The 22,316-nt window shown below is 42.6% G+C and carries 17 protein-coding genes; 8 read left to right on the top strand and 9 right to left on the bottom strand.

Annotated features, from left to right (window positions below; translation table 11 throughout):
* Positions 1–17: 17 nt before the first annotated feature.
* Together ACE01U_RS03650 and ACE01U_RS03645 are read left to right on the top strand one after the other, a co-directional pair.
* Positions 18–1,298, top strand: coding sequence for a 3-deoxy-D-manno-octulosonic acid transferase (locus ACE01U_RS03650; RefSeq protein WP_395578731.1), 1,281 nt, complete (start codon positions 18–20; stop codon positions 1,296–1,298).
* Between the two features lie 214 nt (positions 1,299–1,512).
* Positions 1,513–2,223: a 16S rRNA (uracil(1498)-N(3))-methyltransferase gene (locus tag ACE01U_RS03645; RefSeq protein WP_395578730.1), complete on the top strand. Its 711-nt coding sequence runs from the start codon at positions 1,513–1,515 to the stop codon at positions 2,221–2,223.
* Here ACE01U_RS03645 and ACE01U_RS03640 read toward each other — a convergent pair.
* On the bottom strand, positions 2,209–3,180 hold the full coding sequence (locus tag ACE01U_RS03640; RefSeq protein WP_119063296.1) for a mechanosensitive ion channel family protein: 972 nt from the start codon (positions 3,178–3,180) through the stop codon (positions 2,209–2,211). The two genes, ACE01U_RS03645 and ACE01U_RS03640, sit on opposite strands and share 15 nt — an antisense overlap.
* Positions 3,181–3,626: 446 nt before the next feature.
* On the opposite strand from ACE01U_RS03640, the gene acs reads away from it, so the two are divergent.
* On the top strand, positions 3,627–5,570 hold the full coding sequence (acs, locus tag ACE01U_RS03635; protein ID WP_086209155.1) for an acetate--CoA ligase: 1,944 nt from the start codon (positions 3,627–3,629) through the stop codon (positions 5,568–5,570).
* 122 nt (positions 5,571–5,692) lie between these two features.
* On the opposite strand, the gene ACE01U_RS03630 is transcribed toward acs, so the two are convergent.
* The 5 genes from ACE01U_RS03630 to msuE form a co-directional block, all read right to left on the bottom strand.
* On the bottom strand, positions 5,693–6,307 hold the full coding sequence (locus ACE01U_RS03630) for a riboflavin synthase subunit alpha (protein ID WP_395578729.1): 615 nt from the start codon (positions 6,305–6,307) through the stop codon (positions 5,693–5,695).
* 61 nt (positions 6,308–6,368) lie between these two features.
* On the bottom strand, positions 6,369–7,202 hold the full coding sequence (locus ACE01U_RS03625; RefSeq protein ID WP_395578728.1) for an SDR family NAD(P)-dependent oxidoreductase: 834 nt from the start codon (positions 7,200–7,202) through the stop codon (positions 6,369–6,371).
* Complete coding sequence (locus ACE01U_RS03620; protein WP_291373803.1) at positions 7,199–7,609, bottom strand: DoxX-like family protein; 411 nt, start codon at positions 7,607–7,609, stop codon at positions 7,199–7,201. The genes ACE01U_RS03625 and ACE01U_RS03620 overlap by 4 nt, the downstream gene beginning before the upstream one ends.
* A gap of 128 nt (positions 7,610–7,737) precedes the next feature.
* Complete coding sequence (gene sfnG / locus ACE01U_RS03615) at positions 7,738–8,844, bottom strand: dimethylsulfone monooxygenase SfnG (protein WP_395578727.1); 1,107 nt, start codon at positions 8,842–8,844, stop codon at positions 7,738–7,740.
* A gap of 27 nt (positions 8,845–8,871) precedes the next feature.
* On the bottom strand, positions 8,872–9,600 hold the full coding sequence (msuE, locus tag ACE01U_RS03610) for an FMN reductase (RefSeq protein WP_086209150.1): 729 nt from the start codon (positions 9,598–9,600) through the stop codon (positions 8,872–8,874).
* 377 nt (positions 9,601–9,977) lie between these two features.
* Between msuE and ACE01U_RS03605 the strand changes: the two genes are divergently transcribed.
* Positions 9,978–10,628, top strand: coding sequence for a response regulator (locus ACE01U_RS03605; protein WP_086209149.1), 651 nt, complete (start codon positions 9,978–9,980; stop codon positions 10,626–10,628).
* Between the two features lie 55 nt (positions 10,629–10,683).
* Here ACE01U_RS03605 and ACE01U_RS03600 read toward each other — a convergent pair whose 3' ends face one another.
* The gene (locus ACE01U_RS03600) at positions 10,684–11,451 is read right to left on the bottom strand and encodes a hypothetical protein (protein WP_086209148.1); all 768 of its coding nucleotides are present in this window, start codon (positions 11,449–11,451) and stop codon (positions 10,684–10,686) included.
* A 410-nt stretch (positions 11,452–11,861) separates the two neighbouring features.
* The gene (locus ACE01U_RS03595; protein ID WP_086209147.1) at positions 11,862–15,359 is read right to left on the bottom strand and encodes a hybrid sensor histidine kinase/response regulator; all 3,498 of its coding nucleotides are present in this window, start codon (positions 15,357–15,359) and stop codon (positions 11,862–11,864) included.
* A 185-nt stretch (positions 15,360–15,544) separates the two neighbouring features.
* On the opposite strand from ACE01U_RS03595, the gene ACE01U_RS03590 reads away from it, so the two are divergent.
* From ACE01U_RS03590 to betT, 4 genes are all read left to right on the top strand, one after another.
* The gene (locus tag ACE01U_RS03590; RefSeq protein WP_086209146.1) at positions 15,545–15,877 is read left to right on the top strand and encodes a DUF485 domain-containing protein; all 333 of its coding nucleotides are present in this window, start codon (positions 15,545–15,547) and stop codon (positions 15,875–15,877) included.
* Positions 15,877–17,592, top strand: a complete 1,716-nt coding sequence (locus tag ACE01U_RS03585; protein ID WP_086209145.1) for a cation acetate symporter — start codon at positions 15,877–15,879, stop codon at positions 17,590–17,592. Before ACE01U_RS03590 ends, ACE01U_RS03585 begins: the two co-directional genes overlap by 1 nt.
* A gap of 254 nt (positions 17,593–17,846) precedes the next feature.
* The gene (locus ACE01U_RS03580; RefSeq protein ID WP_086209144.1) at positions 17,847–18,536 is read left to right on the top strand and encodes an ion channel; all 690 of its coding nucleotides are present in this window, start codon (positions 17,847–17,849) and stop codon (positions 18,534–18,536) included.
* Positions 18,537–18,693: 157 nt separating this feature from the next.
* A complete protein-coding gene (gene betT / locus ACE01U_RS03575; RefSeq protein ID WP_395578726.1) occupies positions 18,694–20,661 on the top strand; it encodes a choline BCCT transporter BetT in 1,968 nt (655 codons plus the stop codon).
* Positions 20,662–20,711: 50 nt separating this feature from the next.
* Here betT and omp33-36 read toward each other — a convergent pair whose 3' ends face one another.
* A complete protein-coding gene (gene omp33-36 / locus ACE01U_RS03570) occupies positions 20,712–21,596 on the bottom strand; it encodes a porin Omp33-36 (RefSeq protein ID WP_265733399.1) in 885 nt (294 codons plus the stop codon).
* Between the last annotated feature and the right edge of the window lie 720 nt (positions 21,597–22,316).

The raw sequence follows: 22,316 nt of genomic DNA, 5'->3' as shown, positions 1-22,316 counted from the left end.
ATTTTTGGAGCACGTATTTGGCTACTCCTTTTTGGTATAACGCAGCACTTGCGCTGATCAAACCGCTGTATAAGTCTAAAATAAAAAAACGTGCAGAGAGTACAGAACAGTTTCAACAAGAATGTCTCGAACGTTTCGGGCCATTTCAACCCGTTAAAAATCGCCAAGCGATTTGGTTCCATGTGGTGTCGGTGGGTGAAACCAATGCAGCGCAGCCTCTCATCGAGCATTACTTAAAAGCGGGTCATCCAGTCTTGGTGACCAATACCACCAAAACGGGTCAGGCACGGGCCAAATCACTCTTTTTAAAAGCACCTTATTTAGACCTGTTCCAAGCGGTATATTTACCTGCAGATCAGAAGCCCTTAGTTCGTCAGTTCTTTGCATTGTATCAGCCTAAACTCTTGGCTTTGGTGGAGACGGAACTGTGGCCAAATTTAATTGCCCAAGCGGGGCAGAGTCAGGTGCCATGTATTTTGATGAATGCCCGTCTTTCTGAAAAATCAGCCAAAGGCTATGCCAAAGTATCTAGCCTGACGCAACCAATGTTACACGGACTAGATCAGCTCTTGGCACAAGATCGGGCAACTGCGGAGCGCTTTATCCAGCTCGGTGCAGTTCAGTCAAAGACGCAGGTGGTGGGGAGTATTAAGTTTGATATTCATGCGCCTGAATCATTTGTTAAACAGGCGGCTCAGCTCAGGCAAGAATGGTCATTGGCTGGACGTAAGATCATCACTATGGCCAGTACTCATGCACCTGAAGAACAAAAATTGTTAAGTGCGTTTAAGCCATATTTGGATGCACAGCCTGAACTGTTGTGTATTGTGGTACCGCGTCATCCAGAGCGTTTTGATGAGGTCTTTAATGTCACGCAAAGTTTAAATTTAAACACCACTCGCAGAAGTACGGGACAAAGAATAGAAGCAAAAACTCAAGTCTATTTAGCCGATTCAATGGGAGAGATGTGGTTATGGTATGCCTTATCGAATACCTGTTTTGTCGGTGGCTCGCTGAATGAACCCGGGGGTGGGCATAATATTTTAGAGCCGATTGCGTTAAATGTGCCAACAGTTTTGGGCAAAAACTATTTTAATTTCCAAAGTATTGTTGATGAGTTTGTACAAGCCGATGCAGTGAAAGTTGTTGATGATGCTGAACAGGCTGCCGCAGTGTTGATGACACTGTTAGAGGATATTGAGCAAGCGAATACACTGAATCAAGCGGCACAGCAAATTATGCAGTTAAATACGGGTTCTTTGAAAAAGCATATTCAAGTGATTGATGCTTATTTATAAAATTTGAGTGAGTTTGTCATTACTACAAATACTGTAACTTTTATGTATGGTTTTGCGTAGGCAGTTCTTACTTTTCAAAGATGAAAAGTAACAAAAATCTTTTGCTGCGCTGAAGGTACATCCTGTACCTCAGCCCAGCGGGCGACATCCTTGTCGCCTTTCACGATGGCATGTGCTGATTAGGCCTCCACTGTTTGGATTTTTTCTATTTATTATGAATATCGTTCTCTTAGATCCGCGCCAAACTGAATCTGAACTCTGGTCCATTCGTGCCAAGCGTCAGCTTGAACATTTACATCAGCATTTAGAGCTTAAAGTCGGTGATACTTTAAAAGTCGGGATACAAAATGGAAAGCGTTATCTTACAGAAGTGATGGACGTCTCTGAAACAGCTATACGCTTAAAACCCTTACATGAAGAACCTGTACCCGCCAAACTGCCGGTGACGTTAATTGTGGCGATGCCACGCCCTAAAGTTCTACGTCGTTTGATTATGGATGCGGTGACTTTAGGGATTGAGAAAATCATTTTGCTGCACAGCTATCGGGTCGATAAAAGTTATTGGCAAACCCCATTTTTACAACAGTTGGATCACTATGTGACTTTGGGGCTAGAGCAGGCAGGCGATACGGTTGCGCCAAAAATTGAAATTTATAAACGCTTTAAGCCTTTTGTTGAAGATCAATTGCCAAGCCTGATTTCAGCCGATAGGCCTGCCTATGTGGCACATCCCTATAGCGATGCCAACATGCCTTTTGCGATTCAACATCCCTGTACGATTGTGATCGGGCCAGAAGGTGGATTTATTCCTTATGAAGTTGAACTCCTTGTAAAAAACGGCTGCCAAGCGATGAGCTTAGGCAACCGTATTATTCGGACTGAAACTGTGATCCCTTATGTTTTAGGACGCTTATTTGGCGGTTGAAGCATCCATTGGGTAGCTGTCATTCTTCGCTACGCGAACTTCTTGAACAGGGTATGGGATAGAAATATCATGTTCAGCAAAAGCTTCCACCACATATTCTTGTACAGCACTGATTGAGCCAGATACCGTGGTTTCTGTGGTGTTAACCCACCATTGAACTTTAAGATTCACCGAAAAATCTGCAAGTGCAGCGACGTTCACACTAAAACCCGGCTGACTTAAAATAGTCGTATCTCGGTCTAAAATGCCTAAAATAATATCTTTGGCTTTTTTGATATCATCTTCATAACCAATACCGACCAAGAACTCACAGCGACGACGTGGATAGGCAGTGTTGACCGTAACAGCGCTGGTATACACAGTTGCATTTGGGATCACAATACGACGACCATCTGGGGCGCGTAAGTAAGTGGCACGAATTTGAATATCCTCAACATTGCCTTCCATACCCGAGACGATGATGTCATCACCTATTTTAAAGGGTTCACTCAATAAAATGAGAATTCCCGAAAGCAAATTTTGGAAGATATCTTTAAAGGCAAAACCAATGGCAACTGAGCCAATCCCCAAAGCGCTCATCAACTGACCGGGTGTGAAACCAGGAATTGCAATCACCATGGCAATCAGAAAACCAATAAAGATGATGGCTGAACTGCCGACACGGTTTAGGACAAGGACAAGATTCTGCTTGGTATAGGAGCGATCAGACAGTGCTTTACGAACAAACAGTTTGAACAGCTTAGAGAGTAGATAAAAAATGATAAACGTAATCAGCGCAATACAAAAATAAGGCATACGCTCCCAAAAACCATCGACAAATTTGTCGATGGTGGAATAGGCGTCATTATATTTTGCCGTATGTGCGATTACACTTTGCGTGGTCTTTGCAGTCGCGTCATGTAGCATCTCTGACGTACCTTGCGCAACTTCACTCAAGGTAGGGGTTTGTTCTGACACTGGTCTTCCAATCACTGAAAATTTGGCATATTTTGCCTGAAAATTGTGTGTATTTAATAGAGAAAAACGTATGAGATTGGCGCATTGGCTGATGACAATGCTAAATCAACCATTCTCTTCATTTTTAACTCGGTTAAATTTTGGATTAAGGTGTGCTTAGTGCTGCTATATCGGCCATAGAACGATTAAATGTAACAATATACTTAAAAAAGATCAGATCGCACCTATTTACAGCCTCTTGGGCTGTTCATGTTACGGATTTGACACAGGAACTCATTGAAAGATCACTATAAAATGTGTTTTAAATTGTAGAAATAATATACGACCAAAGCCGTGTTGATCTGTTTAAAAAACAATCGTCATACTGTGGTTATGCAGTCCAATAAAAAACCAATAACTGTGGCATAAGCTCTCGCGATGAGAGCCAGAATATAAGGAAGTATGATATGAAAGAAGTCTATCCTGTACCTGCTGAATTTGAAAAAACTGCACGCACCAATGAGCAAGAATATTTTGAGCGTTATCAAAAATCACTAGAACAACCTGATGAATATTGGGCTGAACAAGCTTTGAAGCTGGATTGGATCAAGCCGTTTAGTCAAGTTAAAAACACCAGTTATGATAAAGATAATTTTAAAATTGAATGGTTTGCAGATGGTCAACTGAACTTAAGCGCCAACTGTCTTGATCGACATTTAAAAGAGCATCCGTATAAACCTGCGATTATTTGGGAAGGTGACCATCCTTCACGCCATAAGATTATTTCCTATACTGAACTGTATGATGAAGTATGTCGTTTTGCCAATGTCCTGAAAAAGCATGGTGTGGTAAAAGGCGATCGTGTGGTGCTGTATATGCCGATGATTTCAGAAGCAGCCATTTCGATGTTGGCCTGTGCCCGAATCGGTGCCGTGCATTGTGTGGTGTTTGGTGGCTTTTCGCCTGACTCATTGGCGAGCCGAATTGATGACAGCCAAGCTAAAATTGTGATTACCGCAGACTCTGGAATGCGCGGGGGTAAACCGATTCCGCTGAAAGAAAATGTAGATGCGGCATTGAATCTACCCGGTACAGACTCGGTACAAAACGTGATTGTGGTACATCGGACAGGTAATCCGATCACGCTGAAAGAAGGACGTGATTTGTGGTATCACATGGAAATCATGACTGTCAACGAGATCTGTCCACCTGAACCGATGAATGCAGAAGATCCACTGTTTATTTTATATACATCAGGTTCAACGGGTAAACCGAAAGGCGTACTGCATACCACAGGGGGTTATTTAACCTATGTGAATAGCACCTTCCGTGAAGTATTCGACTTAAAACAAGATGATGTGTTTTGGTGTACCGCCGATGTGGGCTGGATTACGGGGCACTCTTATGTGCTGTATGGACCCTTGTCGAATGGAACGACAACGGTGATGTTTGAAGGAATTCCACAATACCCAACGTGGGCACGTACAGGGCATATTGTGGATAAGCACAATGTGACAATTTTATACACGGCACCGACAGCGATCCGTGCCATGATGCGTGAAGGGGATGCCTTTGTCCGTGAGAGTGATCGTAGCAGTTTACGTTTAATTGGTTCTGTTGGAGAGCCGATCAACCCAGAAGCATGGAATTGGTATTACACCGTGGTAGGGGAAAGTCGTTGCCCCGTGGTGGATACTTGGTGGCAAACCGAAACAGGCGGGATTTTGATTTCTCCACTTCCGGGTGCGACACCACTTAAACCCGGGTCTGCAACGCGTCCTTTGTTTGGGATTCAACCTGCTTTGGTCGATGCTGAAGGTAACGAGTTAGAAGGAGAGGCTGAAGGCAATCTGGTGATTAAGGATTCATGGCCGGGACAAATGCGAACCATTTGGGGGGACCCTGAGCGGTTTATCGAAGCGTATTTTGCAACCTATCCAGGTACATATTTCACGGGTGATGGCGCACGCCGTGATAAAGATGGTTACTACTGGATCACAGGACGGGTGGATGATGTGCTGAATGTGTCAGGGCATCGCTTGGGTACGGCTGAAGTGGAAAGTGCTTTGGTGGCACATGAGGCAGTGGCTGAGGCTGCGGTGGTGGGGATGCCGCATGACATCAAAGGGCAGGGAATTTGTTCCTTTGTCACTTTACAAGCGGGCACAGCGCAAACGGAAGAACTCCGTGCAGAGCTGATTCAATGGGTGAGAAAGGTACTCGGTCCTGTGGCGACCCCAGATGCCTTACATTGGGCGCCGTCTTTACCAAAAACACGTTCAGGCAAAATTATGCGACGTATTTTAAGAAAAATTGCGGCGAACGAGTTAGATAGTTTGGGCGATACATCGACGCTGGCTGAACCACAAGTGGTCGAGGTGTTGATTAAAGAAGTATATCCAAACGGCTAAAATCGGCCTAAAAATACCGTCTTAAGCAGACGGTATTTTTATTTAAGCATAAGCAACAACAGGTTTGGATTGCGCTATAAACATGTATATAGGATGCAGTCGAATGAGATAGAAGAGCGATCTTAACGCTGATGGATATTCTCTAAAGTATCGACCATCGTCCGTGTCATTTGATCAATTTCATAATTGACCGCATCCCCCACTTTTACCGATGCCCACGTGGTTAAACGTAAGGTTTCAGGAATCAAATCAACTGAAATTTCATGGCTGTTACGATCAACACGGTTGATGGTGAGGCTACAACCATTCAGACCAATAAAGCCTTTTAAGAAAAAGTATTTGATATTGCCCTCTGGAATGTGGAGATCCACATGTAAGGTCTCGCCGTGACGGCTCAGCTGCTTGACCGTGGCTGTTCCTTCGATATGTCCATACAAGTTGTGCCCCCCATTTTCCATTCCGACTTTGGCTGAACGTTCGATATTCACCTCATCACCTGCTTGTAAAGTCCCTAAAGTAGTCAGGCGTCGAGTCAAATCTGAGACATCAAAATGGACTTGATTGGCGGTAAGATCAATATGCGTCGCGGTTAAGCAGGTGCCGTTAATGGCTACACTTGCACCGATGAAGACATCGTGAAAAAAGTTGTGGGTATTTGAAACCACAAAGGTGCTAAAGCCATCACCATGACGGACATCTAAGATTTTCTCTAAGCCTTGTACGATACCTGTGTACATCAGAAGTCTTCCTAATTCGGGGTTTATGTTTAATGTAAATGATCTATCACTTGATGTGGCATTATTTTGAGTGGAGGTGCGCTAGAGCTGTATCTTTGATGGGATTCCGACGCCAATAATAGGGTCGTAAAAATCGGAGCAACAGACGTAATGGCGTCATCCATACGATGCGACTATGGCGACGCTTATTCTCTAAAATGCGTTGAGCCAAATAGCGACAGACCACTTCAGGTGGATCAATAATAAAAAAGAATAGCCTTTTCATTTTGTTCCAGTGCTGCACATTGCCATTTTGCCATGAGGACACCAGTAGGTCGGTTGCTACCATTCCGGGACTGAGCGTTCCGACTTGAATATGGGTCTGTTTGGTTTCTTTAAACAGGGCTTGACTAAAGTAACCTACGGCACGTTTGGTGGTGGCATAGATCGTCATGCCTGCACTCCATTCGCCGCGAGTACCCCAACCTTCCATATTGAAAATTTGACCATAGCCTTGTGCCAGCATGCCGTTTAAGGCCACTTGTGAGCCGAACATACTGCCGAGAATATTGGTTTGAACCACTGTCTGTATGTCTGCTGCTGTGAGATCTTTAAAGTCCAGAGTCGCCGTACAACTGCCTGCATTATTAATCCAAATCTGAACAGCGCCAAATTGTTGAACAGCTTCATCCCAAAGCGTTTGTACTTCATGGATCTGCGTGACATCACACGTGACGGCATGAATCTGCGCAGTGGGAAAGCGATATCGCAACTGTTGCAAGACGCTGTGCAAATCTGTGCTATTTCGACTAGATATTACCACGGCTTGTTGTTGTTCTAAGAAGGCTTGAGCTAAACCCAAGCCGATACCTTTAGATCTGCCTGTAATGACGATGCAACCTGATTTTGAAGTCATATTGATCCTTTATTTTGTGTACTAAAGGAAGCCGTTTCCTGATTGCGAAGCATACAATAACAAATGGATAGACTGATCATGGCAAGGTTCATGACCACAGGATTAAAAGCACGAACAAGACTGTCTGGTATCAGAAAAGTGACCAATGCGAATAAAAACACTAAGCTGAAGATACTGAGGTAATGCAGATATTTACTTGAATTAAATAGGAACAATAAAGCAAAAACACACTCAAGCACACCTGAGAGCTGACCTGCCAGTTGAGCCTGTGCGTAGGAAAACCCAAAAGTTTGCCAAATGGCAATTTCATCGGGATTGATAAAAAGGATTTTAGGGACTAAACCCTGATAGCCCCATAGAAAGGCCAAAGAGAGATTAATGAATTTCAAGAGTGGGTTGTTGTTCATATCAAGGGGTTATTTTTTACTTTGTACGGATTATACACCAATAAAAAAACCCTCAAGCCGAGCCTTGAGGGAAGAATAGAGTCACCTATCATTATTATTTTTTTAGTTCGTGTCTGCTGCTTACCGAGCTAAGCAGATTTGGCAGTCTCAACGGATTGCTGTTGAGCTTCCAACTCACGAACCAATGGCAACACTTTGGCACCGAAGTATTCAACCTCTTCGATAAAATGTAAAAAACCTGAAAGGATTAAATCCACCCCAACGGCTTTTAATTCCACAATACGTTCCGCAATTTGGCGTGGTGTACCAATCAAATTGGTTTTAAAGCCATCATTGTATTGAACTAAATCTTCAAAGGTCGATTTGGCCCAATTGCCTTCACCTTCAAGTGTTGCAGCACCCGCCTCACGGGTGGCATCGCCAAAGGCATGAACCGCTTGAATATTGGCTTTATCAATAATTTCTTGCAGAACACTTTTCGCTTCTTCCTCTGTATCTCGGGCAATGATAAAAGCATTCACCCCAATTTTGACCTGATGGCCATTCTGTTGGGCTTTTGCACGAATATCATCAATCTGTTTTTTAAGCTCCTCAGGGGTATTGCCATTGGTGAAATACCAGTCTGAAACCCGCGATGCCATATCCCGTGCAGCACGAGAACTGCCGCCTTGGAAAATTTCAATGTGTGGCTTCTGCACAGGTTTGGGTGACAAGGTGTAGTCTTTGAACTGGTAGTATTTTCCATTGAAACTATAGTTGTCTTGGGTCCAAACACCTTTTAATGCACGAATAAATTCTTCCGAGCGGGCATAGCGTTGGTCATGTTCAGGCCATGCTTCACCAATGGCATCAAATTCGCCGCGGAACCAACCACTGACCACATTAATCGCAATACGTCCTTGAGTTAAATGGTCGATGGTTGCAAGCTGTTTTGCGGCAAGCACGGGTTTCCACGGGCCAGGTAAAATGGCTGCAATCACTTTGAGTTTGCTGGTTTTGGCTAAAATACCGTGACTAAAACTGACCGATTCATGTTGGTTTTCTGCGTTATAACCCGCAGTAAAACGAATCTGAGTTAGAGCATAGTCAAAGCCATTCTTTTCCGCAGTCTGCGCTAAACGGACGTTATAGTCATAGCTCCAATCTGTGCGTTGCTCAATATTACTTACCACTAAGCCACCGCTGACATTGGGAACCCAATAAGCAAACGTAATATTTTTATTCTGTTGTGACATGTGAAAACCCTCTCCATGCTTTTTGCGTTAAGCGACTTGTGGTTTGGCTTTTTTCTGATGCAAGCGAGACTCAGCTGCATCTAAATTTGGGACCGCAGCTGAAGGCAGTACATCGTCTTGTTCAATTTGCGTGTTGATACCCAAGTTCTGATTGGCTAGTTGGGTCTTTTCTTTCACCACTTCTGCACGCTGACCTTTCGCAGGGGCCCACTCTAGGATGGGTAAAGCACGAGCTACCGCAAGAGTAATCCGATCTCGTAATAATTCACTTTGGATGGTATACGCTGGGGTAAAGTCTTTGTCTGTGGCATAGACGCCAATCGGTAAAGTTTGCGCTTGGAAGAAACTGAAGAGTGGACGAAGTTGGTGTTCAAGTACCAGTGCATGGCGTTCACTGCCACCCGATGCGGCAAGTAGTACTGGTACATCGACCAGTGCTGTTTGTTCAACAAAGTCGAAAAAATGTTTAAACAAGCCCGTAAAAGAGGCGCGGTAAACTGGTGTTCCAACAATCAATGCATCAGCAGCTTCGACCGCGGCTAAGTCATCTTGCACACGTTGTGGCAGTTGGTTGCGGTAAATTGCGCCACCAAGTAAATGTCCAATTTCACTAAACTTAATAAAATGTACATGGATTGGGGTTGCTTCACCTAGTTCATTTAAAATTTCTTGCACTAGCGCTTCGGTTTTAGACGGGGTATTTAAACCACCTGACACAGCGACAATATTGAGTGGTTTTTGCAGTAAAGTTGACATAAGAAAAGCCCTAAAATGTTGTATCTCGGAATGGGCTTATTTATCTAATATCTCGGCTTAGACTGTAAAATAAAGAAATAGCGTTAAGTTATCAGATTTTAAGATATATCTTTTTTGTGTTTCAAATGGACTCCAATTTTTTTTCAAACATTTGAAATCAAAATATATATTTAGTTTAAATAAGGTTTTTCATTATGAGTATAAAATTTATATCAAAATGTGATTAGTTATTTATATTGTGGGATTGAACTGAATTTGCTGCCGTTTTAGTGCATAAAGCGTGATAAAGTGAAAAAAAGTTATACTTTGCATATCCTTATCGGCACTTGTATGGTTAGAATAGTCAAGACTAGTGCACTCGAAATCTCTCGTTGCTTATGAATATATTAATCGTTGATGACCATCCGCTGTTTCGCCATGCGTTGATCCAAGCTGTTCGTTATAGCTTACCGCAAGCTCAGATTCATGAGACAGCTGCAGTAAACGAATTCTATGAACGCCTTGAAAAAGGTCCTGAACCTGACTTGGTGTTATTGGATTTAAACTTACCTGGTGCTTCAGGCTTTTCAGCATTGGTACATGTCCGTGCTCAGTATCCATCATTGCCGATTATTGTGGTTTCTGCACATGAAGAAACTTCGATTATTCAACGTTCAATTGCACATGGTGCAATGGGCTATATTCCAAAATCAGCACACCCAAGTCATATTGGCGAAGCCATTCGTGAAGTCTTAGATGGCGAAATTTGGTTACCACCAAATTTACCTGCGAACATGAACTTTGACCCACGTGCAGCGGATGAAACAGCTTTGGCTGAGCGTATTCAGTCTTTGACCCCACAGCAGTTCCGTGTATTGATGATGGTGGCAGAAGGCTTGTTGAATAAGCAAATTGCCTATGAACTTGATGTTTCAGAAGCGACAATTAAAGCACATGTGACTGCTATTTTCCGTAAGCTTGGAGTACAAAACCGAACTCAAGCTGTGCTGGCGATCAATGCTTTAAATATTGAAGAAAAGAAAATATAAAATCATTGAGATAAAAAAAGCGCTGAAACATCAGCGCTTTTTTTATGTTTTGGACTTAAGCCAAGCAATTTTGTTTACTGGTAACATCTGTACAGAACAGAGGATTTAAAGCACATTGCAGGTCATCAATTTGCTCTTCAGAGACATAGCCCAATTGTTTTAAATAGGCTGCGACACGATCATCCCTTAGACTTAAAAAGGCTGCATCATATACCCCAAGATCGACAAAAAGTGCAGCAGTTTCGAGGCTGTTGAAACGGTCTAAATAAACTTCGTTGTCATACATCAGGAAAATATGATCTTGAGTACCTTGAGCATTAATAGCTAAGCGTTCCGCTAAAACTTGTGGTGGGGTCTTGATAAAGAGTAGATCCGAAAGTTGGTCAAACTGGGTAGTGTCGAGTTCATCCTGATCGGTTTTGACTTTACCAAGCCATGCTTTAAACACCAGCACTGCACCGCCACGGAGCAACATACTCCATATCTGATGACGCACATCTTCATTTAAACCGCTACTTTCTGCCTCTAAGGCGAGCAGTAATTGCTGTTCTTGTTGTTGCAGCTTTTCAAACAGACCTAAGCCTTGTGGCTGGTAGGCTACTGGTTGGAACACATCAAAATCGAGTTGTTCAAACACTTGCAATGCGAGTGGGACAGCACTGTGATACAAGGTGTCTAAGGCTTGAACATGGGTTTCACTGAGCTTGCTTTGTTTAAACAGTTCACGCCAGTCAATTGTTGGTAAAAATGCATTGGCACTATATTGACGTAAGAATTGTTGTGACTGATCTGAACCGTGTGGCATGGCTTTAGAAATGTTCATCGTAAAACTCCAATATGAGATATGGATGATCAGTTTCTTGAGCTAAAGAAAGAAGGCACACATTTAGACAAAACTGATCTTTTCTTAGTCCTAGTTATCTGCCAATGCCTTATGGATATGAATACGACTAAAGTCGTATTTTTGATTTTTCAATATATTTAATTAATATAAAACAATGGTTTAAAAAATTGTAACTAAGTATACAAGTGTTCACTAATGTAACTGGTGTATTTTGCCATAGTAAAAGTAAATGTGTAATTTTTAGCCAGTTTAAATGGGCTCAAATATACTCAAAATGATCACTTTGGTTAGTGGGGGCGAAACTTTAGTCATTTGGCTTAAGATTTTGAGGTTCAAATTGACAAACCTCAAATAGGATCACTTGAGGTTTGTGAATACATGTAGCGAATTTATTCAGTGTTTGAAATTTTTAAACCCGAGAGCCATGCACGTAATGAGGCGGGTTTTAATGGTTTCTTCAACAATACAATATTCATGTCTTTGACCCGTTGAGGCAGCTCAGGATCTGAATCTGCTGTGATTAAGGCAACAGGCACGTTTTCTTGACGGTTGGCTAAAATGAAGTCCAACCCGATTTTGTCATGATTCAAGTGCTGATCGACCAACCAGACCTGAATGTTTTCTTGCTGAATCATTTCAAACGCTTGTTCAGGTTCAGTCGCTTTAAACACTTGATAGCCCCATTTAGTGAGTAACGTCGACATCCCTTCTAAAATCGTTTCGTCATTGTCCAAACACAGAATTTTATAGGCTTTGGTTTTGAGTGGAACGGCCTGTACAGGTGCAGCAACCACTTTTGGTGGGTCTATGATCGGGACTTCAATCATAAAGCAGGAGCCTTTGCCATATTCTGAATAGACATGTACAGGGTAGTCGAGCAGACTGGTCATTCGTTGCACGATGGCTAAGCCCAGACCTAAACCTTGTTCACCCCATGGCGAGGTATGGCCACAGCGCTCGAATTCTTGAAACAGTTTGATTCGTTGTTCTTCTGCAATACCGGGGCCTGTATCCCAAACCCCAATTCGAATATGACGTGGTTGATCACTGGAACGAAGTACACCCACCACCACTTTGCCTTTGGCAGTATAGCGCAGGGCATTACTCACAAAGTTTTGAATAATACGACGAATCCACTGCGGGTCGGTATCTATCCAGAATTGCGCATCATGTACGCTGAAACGAATACCTCGTTGTGCGGCAATAGATTTAAATTGCAATTCAAGGTCACTGAGTAAATCATGTAGCGGATAAGCCTGACGGTTGGGTTGAATAGTGCCACCTTCAAGACGGGCAATATCTAATAATGCAGACAACATACTTTCCGCACCATGTAAGGCACGATCAAGCTGTTGTAAAGTTTTGCGGTCTTCTTCACTTTGTACGCTTTGTTCTAAAGCGGTACTGAACAGACGTGCAGCATGCATTGGTTGCAATAAGTCATGACTGGCAGCGGCAATAAAGCGACTTTTTGACATATTGGCTTTATCGGCTTGTTCACGTGCCAGTTGTTGTTCAGACAATGCATCTGCCAACTGTTGAGTTCGATCTTGAACCCGTGCCTCAAGCATGGCTTCATTTTCACGGAAGGCGGTAATGTCGGCAAAGGTGGTGACAAAGCCACCGCCTTCAATCGGGTTACCGCGCATTTGAATGACACGACCATCTTTACGGATCCGTTCAAACTCATGTGCGCTACCAACTTGCATCCAGTGCATCCGTTTCCGTACATGTTCCTCGACCGAACCTGGGCCACACTCGCCACGTTCTGCGTTATATCGAATCAAATCAGAAATTGGACAACCGACATAGACAATGTCTTTAGGATAATCAAACAGTTTTAAATATTGGTTATTCCATGCCACCAAACACATGTTTTCATCGACCACACTCACCCCTTGGGTCATGTGGTCAATCATGGTCATGATCAGGTTTTGATTAAAACGTTGCCATTGTGAGGCTTGGTCTAGAATGTTTGCCACTTGGCCAAGTGCGAGACCATTGTTGACCATCGCGGTGGTGAGCAGGGTACGTGCCGACGCAGCGCCGATGGTGCCTGCCAGATATTGTTCAGTGAAACGCCACCACATACCGTTGGCATTGCTGTTTTCATTCAGCACCACATTGTTTTGTGCGCAGAACTGTTGAAATGCGCGCATGGTTGCGCCATCGCCTGTAATCCGTTTGGCTAAGGTGATCAAATCACCGACTTTCAAACGTGCAACATCGTGATGAATGTAGTTGATGTCCGTTGACGTGCTTTGTGTTGGCAGTGGCTTGGTTTCATAATAGAAAAAGCTTTCAGCCTGAATTTGTTCAGCTACGCTTGGACGAAATACACGGGAAATCCAAATGTATAAAATAATATTCAGACCGAGTGCCCACACCACTCCATGGGTAAGCGCGGCAAAGGATTCAAAACCGAGCAGGGCTTCAGGACGTAACCAGTTAATACCCATTGGTCCGAAATTGAGAAAGCTTTCGGTAAAGTGTGCATATTCAGCCGGCAAACTGCGTAATACAGTGGGTAACAGCAGGGTGTAGGCCCACATGCCAAAACCTGCCAATAGACCTGCATAGACCCCTTGTTTACTACCACCACGCCAGTAAAGACCACCAATGAGGGCCGGTGAGAACTGAGCCACAGCACTAAAGGCCAATAAGCCAAAGACTGATAATTGGTCAATGTCATTGAAGAAATGGAAGAACAAAAAGCCCAGAAGCATGACGGCTAAAATACAGACCCGACGGGTGAATTTCAGTACCAAAGGTAGACGCTTGTCATGACGTGATAGCACATTTGTGCGCCATAAAGCTGGCATGATTAGGTCGTTACTCAGCATGATAGATAAGGCGACGGATGATACCAACAACATACCCGTAGAGGCCGAAAATCCCCCTAAAAATGCCAAAAGAGTTAACCAGTCTTGTCCATAACTCAAAGGTAAAGACAGGACTGCGACATCCGGGATCGCTAAATAACCAGGCGTTGCATGCAGCGCCCAACTGGCAATCGGGATAATCGCAATGATGGTTAAAACTAAATAGACAGCAAACCAGCGCCGTGCCCCGCGAATGTGCTTTTCATCGCGGAGTTCAACCACAGCGACGTGGAACTGACGCGGTAAACAAATGATCGCTAACCCTGCTAATAAGGTTTGAATCCAGAAGGTATCGGGCACACCGATTAGCTGTACTTGATGGAACGTCTCTGCGACGTCTTTAGAGATTTGATGGACATTTTCAGGTGCAGCAAACACGAAAAAGAGGGCCACACAGAGTAAAGCAAATAGTTTGACAAAAGACTCAAAGGCAACTGCTAACATCAGACCGCCATGTTGTTCGGTATTGGCAATCTGTCTGGTTCCAAAAATCATGGCCAAAATGGCCAAAATGCCAGTGAGGAACAGGACACCGTTGGTGGTTGAGGCAATGCTACCTGCTGTTGGTTCTAAAATTACCGCAGCACTGAGGGCAATGGCCCGCAGCTGCAGGGCAAGGTAAGGAATAATGGCAATGACGGCGAGGATAGTCACCATTGAGGCTAAAGGTCCGCTTTTACCATAGCGTGCTGCGACAAAGTCTGCGATGGATGAAATCGCATGGTGCTGGCGGACACGCCCTAAACGACGCCAAATGTCATAGCCCAGTGCAACGAAGAGTAGTGGACCAAGGTAAATGGGCAGAAAGATAATGCCTTCACGAACTGCGGCACCTGTAGCACCATAAAAAGTCCATGATGAGCAGTAGACGCCTAAAGTTAAACTAAACAATAGCATGCGCCCACGCGTACTCAGGCGACTGGCGTGTTTTTCACCAAAAAAGGCACAGATAAAGAGTAATGCAATGTAGAGGGCCAAGACCCCTATGATGAGCCAGCTGTTCATTTTACCTAAAGTTTTTCCACCATGGTTGCATCATAACGCATCTCGGAGAGAGCCTGCTGTGCTTGTTTAAAATTTAGAGACCAAAGTCTAAATTACAACCAATACAGAAGCTTGCTAATTTAGCAAATGTAATAATTCGAATTAAAAAATTGTATCTACGGTTGGATACAGACAGGAGTGTGGTTATGGACGAGAGACAAGTAGAACAGATTCTACAAAATCCCAAATTCAAGGAAATGGTTAGTCGTAAAAGTAAACTCAGTTGGACATTAACGGGCATTATGTTGGTTGTGTACGTTGGTTTCATGTTGTTAGTTGGTTACAACAAAGAGTTTCTAATGACTTCAGTCAGTGGTGGGGTGACCACGATTGGCATGCCATTAGGCCTAAGCATTATTGTATTGTCTTTTGTTTTATGTGGTGTGTATTCGTATATTTCGAATAACAAACTAGATGCATTAAATGAAGAAGCAATGCGTGAAGTTGAAGCCATTGCGCAAGAGAAAGGACAGCACTAATGAAATGGAATTCATTGAAAGCGCTTACAGTCGCTACGATAACACTGTTGGCTTCAAGCCTAGCAATCGCAAGCCCTGATTTAGGTGAGGCTCAACAGCAGGCGACAAACTGGCATGCCATTATCATGTTCGCAATTTTTGTGGGCTTTACATTGCTGATCACTAAATGGGCAGCAAAACAAACCACCAATACTGCTGACTTTTATACAGCGGGTGGCGGTATTTCGGGCTTCCAAAATGGTTTAGCAATTGCGGGTGACTATATGTCCGCAGCGTCATTCTTGGGTATTTCCGCAATGGTTTTCAGCTCAGGCTTTGATGGTTTGCTTTACTCACTTGGCTTCATGGTGGGCTGGCCAATCGTATTGTTCTTGGTTGCTGAGCGTCTACGTAACTTAGGTAAGTTCAACTTATCTGACGTGGTGTCATTCCGTTTAGCTGAGAAACCAGTACGTACACTTGCTGCGGTGAGTTCATTGGTGGTGGTTGCATTCTATCTGATTGCTCAGATGGTGGGTGCAGGTCAGCTGATCAAACTGTTATTTGGTTTGAACTATAACATTGCGGTGGTGATTGTCGGTCTTCTGATGATGGCTTACGTGATCTTCGGTGGGATGCTGGCAACGACTTGGGTGCAGATTATTAAAGCTGTAATGCTTTTGTCTGGCGCAACATTCATGGCTTTCATGGTGATGAAAGGCGTGGGCTTCAGCTTCTCTGAAATGTTCTCTCAATCAATTCAAGTTTTCTCTAAAGTACATGATATTTCTTTAGCAGAAGCGGGCAATATTATGGGCCCTGGTAAACTTGCAGCGAACCCAATTGATGCGATTTCTTTAGGTCTTGCATTAATGTTCGGTACAGCAGGTCTTCCACACATCTTGATGCGTTTCTTTACTGTTAAAGATGCTAAAGAAGCACGTAAATCAGTGGTTGTTGCAACAGGTTTCATTGGTTACTTCTACCTATTAACTTTCATCATTGGCTTTGGTGCGATCCTTTATGTATCGAATAACCCTCAGTTCCTTGATGTTGCGAAAATGGCAGTAACTGGCAAGCTTGAGCTTGTAGGTGGTAACAACATGGCTGCGGTGCACTTGTCTGACGCTCTTGGCGGTGACTTGTTCATGGGCTTCATTTCAGCGGTAGCATTCGCAACAATTCTTGCCGTAGTAGCTGGTTTGACATTGTCTGGTGCTTCAGCAATTTCACATGACTTGTATGCAAACGTATTCAAGAAAGGTCAAACAACCCCTGAATCTGAACTTCGTATGTCTAAAATCGCGACTTTAGGTCTTGCTATTTTTGCGATGATTTTAGGAATTCTGTTCGAGAAGCAAAACGTAGCCTTCATGGTGGGTCTAGCATTCTCTGTAGCAGCATGTGCAAACTTCCCAGTACTTGTACTTTCAATGTTCTGGAAAGGTTTAACCACACGTGGTGCAGTGATTGGTGGCGTGGTTGGTCTAGCAACTGCAGTAACATTGATTATCTTATCTAAAGCGGTTTGGGTAGATACCTTGGCTATCTCTGAAACCCCAGTGAACCCATTCAATGGTCCAGCAATCTTTGCTATGCCATTGGCGTTCTTCTGCTGCTGGTTGTTCTCTGTGACTGATAATTCAGCACAAGCTCAAGCAGAACGTAAAGCATTTGATGCGCAGTATGTACGTTCACAAACAGGTATTGGTATCTCAGGTGCTTCAGATCACTAATCTGAACCTGATAAAAAAAGCCCCAACTGATGGGGCTTTTTTTTTGTGGGTAGCTCTGAACTTTTGACCGCAAACTGTCTTTTATCTAGACATTGTTAGATGGAGGTATTAGCAGAAAAGTAAGTAAGATGAAAAGGAACGTGATGACATCTACAAAAACCATGAGCTTCCTACTTTATTCATGTTAAATTAACCACGTAGAACAAAAATGAACCACACTGGGCTTTAAAAAATAATAACTTGGATGGCTAGATATGCAGGTATTGGTCGACTTTTGGAAAGGTTTTCGCTTACTCCCTTCAGCATGGCTGCTGTTACTGCAATTTATGATGCTGATCTTGGCGATGCTGAGCGGACATAGTTTGTCTTTGCGTGTCTTGGTTTGGGGCTTAGGTGTATTGGTGTTATTGATGATTGCCAAAGTCATACGCCAAACCCCAGTATTTACCATTCTAGGGCTGAGTTTTGTCGGTGGAGCCCTGTTCTTTTCCTTATTGATTTTGTTGGGTGCCACGCATCCGATGCTCTTGGTGATTAGTCATGCCTTTGAAGCAATGGCGTATTTTATTGCGGCCTATGGCTTGTTGCGCTATATGTTCGCAGACCGTTATCTGACCAAAGACGAGCTTTTTGCAGCGGGTGCAGTGTTTACCCTTATCGCATGGGGCTTTGCTTTTCTATATAGCATTTGTCAGATTTTGGAGCCCAATAGCTTTTTAAATCCCAATGTGGTGGGCGCACAGTCATGGCTAGATTTATTATTTTTAAGTTTTAGTTTGCAGTCGGCAACGGGCTTGTCTGATTTAATGCCGCTAACACCACTGGCCCGTATGATTGCCATGTTACAGATGTTTTGTGGCGTCATGTATTTTGCGCTAATTGTCTCTCGTTTAATCGCATTGCAATATATTCAGCATCGACCCAATGATCATAAAGAAAATTAAACTGTTACAGGATTCGCACTGCCTTATTTTTAAACATAAATTATGATGGTTCTGAATCGTTAAACTTTAAACAATTCACTTTTCAGTCTGAATCAGACTCGTCTCATTAACCATCTTGGTTATATCTTTGTATTAAAAATAATTTTCTGGGGGAATTATGCCTTCCATAAAACCATCACTGTTTGCGAACGTCAAACAGAATGTATTTCTTAGCACGGTCGTGATTCTAGTGCTTTTTCTAGCCTTAATTCTTTTTGACCCAAGCGGGTTTGAGGCTTTGACCAAACATTTAAATCAATGGATTATTGATTCATTTAGCTGGTTTTATGTCTTAGCCGTTGCATTATTTCTTATCATACTGGTATTTATTGCACTCTCCGACATGGGGAAAATCAAACTTGGTCCAGACCATAGTTTACCTGAATATAGCAGTGGTTCTTGGTTCGCCATGCTATTTACCGCGGGTATGGGGATTGGTCTCATGTTCTTTGGTGTGGCTGAACCCGTGATGCACTATGTCAATCCACCCACGGGCGATGGACAAACTGTAGATGCTGCACAACAAGCGATGCGCATTACCTTTTTCCATTGGGGATTACATGCATGGGCCATTTATGCGCTTGTGGGCTTGTCACTGGCTTATTTCTCTTTCCGACATAATTTGCCTTTAAAAGTTCGCTCCGCTTTATATCCTTTGGTCGGTAAAAAAATTTATGGTGCAACGGGAGATGCGGTTGATACTTTTGCAACCTTAGGCACTATTTTTGGGATCGCTACTACACTTGGATTTGGGGTAACTCAAATTAACTCGGGACTGAATTATTTATTTGGTATCCAGCAAAGTATCGGGATTCAGGTCGGACTGATTATCTTTGTCACTTTTTTGGCTTCACTCTCGGTCGGTTTTGGTTTAGATAAAGGCATTAAACGTCTGTCTGAACTGAACTTAGTACTCGCATTGGTGTTATTACTGTTTGTCTTTTTTGCCAGTTCTTCTATTTATATCCTACAAACTAGCATTCAAAATGCAGGGCAATATGTTTCCAACTTATTTGCCATGACCTTCAACTTATATGCCTATCAACCGAATGGTTGGATTGGTGGTTGGACGATTATGTATTGGGCTTGGTGGATTTCGTGGTCGCCTTTTGTGGGGATGTTTATTGCCCGAGTGTCTAAAGGTCGAACCATTCGCGAGTTTATTGTTGGGGTGCTGTTCATTCCTACAGGTTTTACGCTGATTTGGATGGGCTTTATGGGAAATGCGGCACTGTTCAGTATTATTCAAGAAGGCCACACTTCTTTAATTACTGCGGTACAACAAGATTCATCGGTTGCACTATTTGAATTTTTAACTCATTTGCCTTTCGTTCAAATATCAAGTCTGATTGCGACCGTTCTGGTGGTGTTATTCTTTGTCACTTCTGCTGACTCAGGTTCATTGGTGATTGATTACTTAACCGCAGAAACAGAAAACTCACCCTTATGGCAACGGCTGTTTTGGACCATTCTGATTGCTTTACTGTCGATTATCCTGCTGATGGCAGGTGGGCTTTCCGCCTTACAATCGGCCACGATTATGAGTGCTTTACCGTTTACTTTGATTATGCTGTTGGTCTGCTGGGGCTTATTGAAAGCACTACGTTTAGATGTCACCAAAATGCGTGCACTGCAAGATGCGCGAATTACCCCTCGTGCGATTCAAAATCCACGCAGTTGGCAACAGCGTCTAGGTCTGATTATGCATTATCCGCATACTCAGCTTGAGGTGGAGCAGTTTATTGAACAGCGGGTGCAAGCTGCTTTTTCGGCGGTACAAAAGGAATTCCAGCGTCGTCAATTAGACGTGACCATTCAACAGATTGAGCATGGCTTGCAGTTACGCGTAGATCACCATAATGAAATTAACTTCATCTATCAGGTTGTTGCCCGTGAAACACAACCGCCAAGTTTTATGGCGGATAGACTGGAGGAACAGCAGTTTTATCAGGCTGAGGTTTTCTTAAGAGAAGGTGGGCAGAATTATGATGTGATGGATTGGACTTTAGAAGATCTACTGCAAGATATTATTGACCAGTACGAACGTCATTTACATTTCTTAAATTTAGTCAGAACCACAAACTAAAAAAAGGACGCTTCAAGCGTCCTTTTTTTTTATTCAGTTTCTAAATTGAATTAGAAGCGGAATTTAGCATTTACGCCAACAGTTTGTGTATCGAGATTTTCGATTTCTTTAGCGTTAGCATTTACATAGCTTGCGCCTACAGCAACTGCTGGAGTGATGAAGTAGTTAACGTTTGCACCCCAAGCTGAGTCAGGAGTACCTGCAAAGCTTGATTCAGCATAAGATGCGCCTACGCTCAATTTAGGCGTTAAGTACAAATCAGTTTTTAATTGGTAAGCAGTGTCGTCGCCATAAACAAGACCAGCTTCTAAACCAAGTGCCATGTTTGTACCGTCGATGTTACCTACATATTTAGTACGTGCAGTGATTGCGTCTTGGTCTTCACCAATTGTTGCGGTTTCACCAACAGCTTTAACAACACCATTGCTCATTACATTGAACGCATCAAGAGCAAATTGGTCAGCAACGCTAGTATAACCTACAGCAACCAAGAAGTTCGGAGCAGCTAAAGCACCCACTTCAAGTGCATAACGGTCACCATTGTCATCAGGCGTTTCGCTGTTTTTACCATCTAAAATAGTGTGGCTGTAAGATGCGCTTGCATATACAGGAACAACTTTAGTTGGGATATACGCTTCAGCTTTTGCGCCGTAGTTGTGAGCGATGAAATCAGTACCTTCAGAGCCTAATTCAGCATAGTTATATGCCAAAGAAACATTTGAAGCTTGGTTTAAAAAAGCAGCTTCAGCTAAAGGACCTTTAGATGAATCAACATCTTTAAAGTAGAAAGTACCTTGTAAACCGCCAGTAAAATCTTTGTCATTTGCATCAGATGCATCGATGTATTCAGATTGACCCTGTACTTCGAATTGGTATGCTTGAGCACCGGTCATGGCTAATAATAAAGCAGTGGCTAAACCGAGTTTTTTCATGATATTTACCAGTTTGTTAACATTGGATTAAACAATGAACATTCTATTGTAACAATTTATTAAGTCAATGAACTCTAATGACATTATAATATTGAGTAAATGCTCTAATTATGATATTGATTAAAAAATATTCAAATAAACAGATCCATGTCAACCAAAAAAAACTTATGTCAGAACAATAGGGTATATCTATTTATAAAACAGAGAATGCGCAATATTGAATTATCCTGAACTGATTCTTTAATTGATAAATTAGATTGAATTAATAATAACAAACGGTAAAAAAACTAATAAAGTCCCCTTTAAACACTTCAATTTTGTGACATAAATCATGTAAATGCTTAAATTTAGTGCATTAAAACGGCTTTTTGCTTGCATAATGTACATATCTGCAAGTCATTTGTGAGAATTCTCACAATTTTTGTGCAATTATATCAATTCATAGTGCTTTACTTGGCTTTACAATCGAGCAGATTTATTTCATAATTATTTTAGCGAATCATTTAACAATATTGTTGTTTTCTGAGAAGCTAATTCTCCTCAAACAGTTTTTGTTTATATGCCCAACTTTCCCCAAGGTTGGGCTTTTTTTTATTTAAAATTCAGAGACTTTTATTTTATAAGCAGGCAAAGGGTTAAAATATTTTTTGAACCAAAATGGTGCATTATTTTGTTCGATACATTCATTCATATTTTAACATGGCATAAAAAAACCCAATCTTT

This window comes from Acinetobacter halobius, from assembly GCF_044130335.1.
Classification (GTDB): Bacteria; Pseudomonadota; Gammaproteobacteria; order Pseudomonadales; family Moraxellaceae; genus Acinetobacter.
This window is presented reverse-complemented; position numbering and strand designations above follow the sequence as displayed.

Bases quoted from the DNA above. Each gene is read 5' to 3' on its own strand.
- ACE01U_RS03645 (WP_395578730.1), top strand. From the start codon at position 1,513: ATGAATATCGTTCTCTTAGATCCGCGCCAAACTGAATCTGAACTCTGG.
- acs (WP_086209155.1), top strand. From the start codon at position 3,627: ATGAAAGAAGTCTATCCTGTACCTGCTGAATTTGAAAAAACTGCACGC.
- ACE01U_RS03630 (WP_395578729.1), bottom strand. From the start codon at position 6,307: ATGTACACAGGTATCGTACAAGGCTTAGAGAAAATCTTAGATGTCCGT.
- ACE01U_RS03625 (WP_395578728.1), bottom strand. From the start codon at position 7,202: ATGACTTCAAAATCAGGTTGCATCGTCATTACAGGCAGATCTAAAGGT.
- ACE01U_RS03620 (WP_291373803.1), bottom strand. From the start codon at position 7,609: ATGAACAACAACCCACTCTTGAAATTCATTAATCTCTCTTTGGCCTTT.
- sfnG (WP_395578727.1), bottom strand. From the start codon at position 8,844: ATGTCACAACAGAATAAAAATATTACGTTTGCTTATTGGGTTCCCAAT.
- msuE (WP_086209150.1), bottom strand. From the start codon at position 9,600: ATGTCAACTTTACTGCAAAAACCACTCAATATTGTCGCTGTGTCAGGT.
- ACE01U_RS03605 (WP_086209149.1), top strand. From the start codon at position 9,978: ATGAATATATTAATCGTTGATGACCATCCGCTGTTTCGCCATGCGTTG.
- ACE01U_RS03600 (WP_086209148.1), bottom strand. From the start codon at position 11,451: ATGAACATTTCTAAAGCCATGCCACACGGTTCAGATCAGTCACAACAA.
- ACE01U_RS03595 (WP_086209147.1), bottom strand. From the start codon at position 15,359: ATGAACAGCTGGCTCATCATAGGGGTCTTGGCCCTCTACATTGCATTA.
- ACE01U_RS03590 (WP_086209146.1), top strand. From the start codon at position 15,545: ATGGACGAGAGACAAGTAGAACAGATTCTACAAAATCCCAAATTCAAG.
- ACE01U_RS03585 (WP_086209145.1), top strand. From the start codon at position 15,877: ATGAAATGGAATTCATTGAAAGCGCTTACAGTCGCTACGATAACACTG.
- ACE01U_RS03580 (WP_086209144.1), top strand. From the start codon at position 17,847: ATGCAGGTATTGGTCGACTTTTGGAAAGGTTTTCGCTTACTCCCTTCA.
- betT (WP_395578726.1), top strand. From the start codon at position 18,694: ATGCCTTCCATAAAACCATCACTGTTTGCGAACGTCAAACAGAATGTA.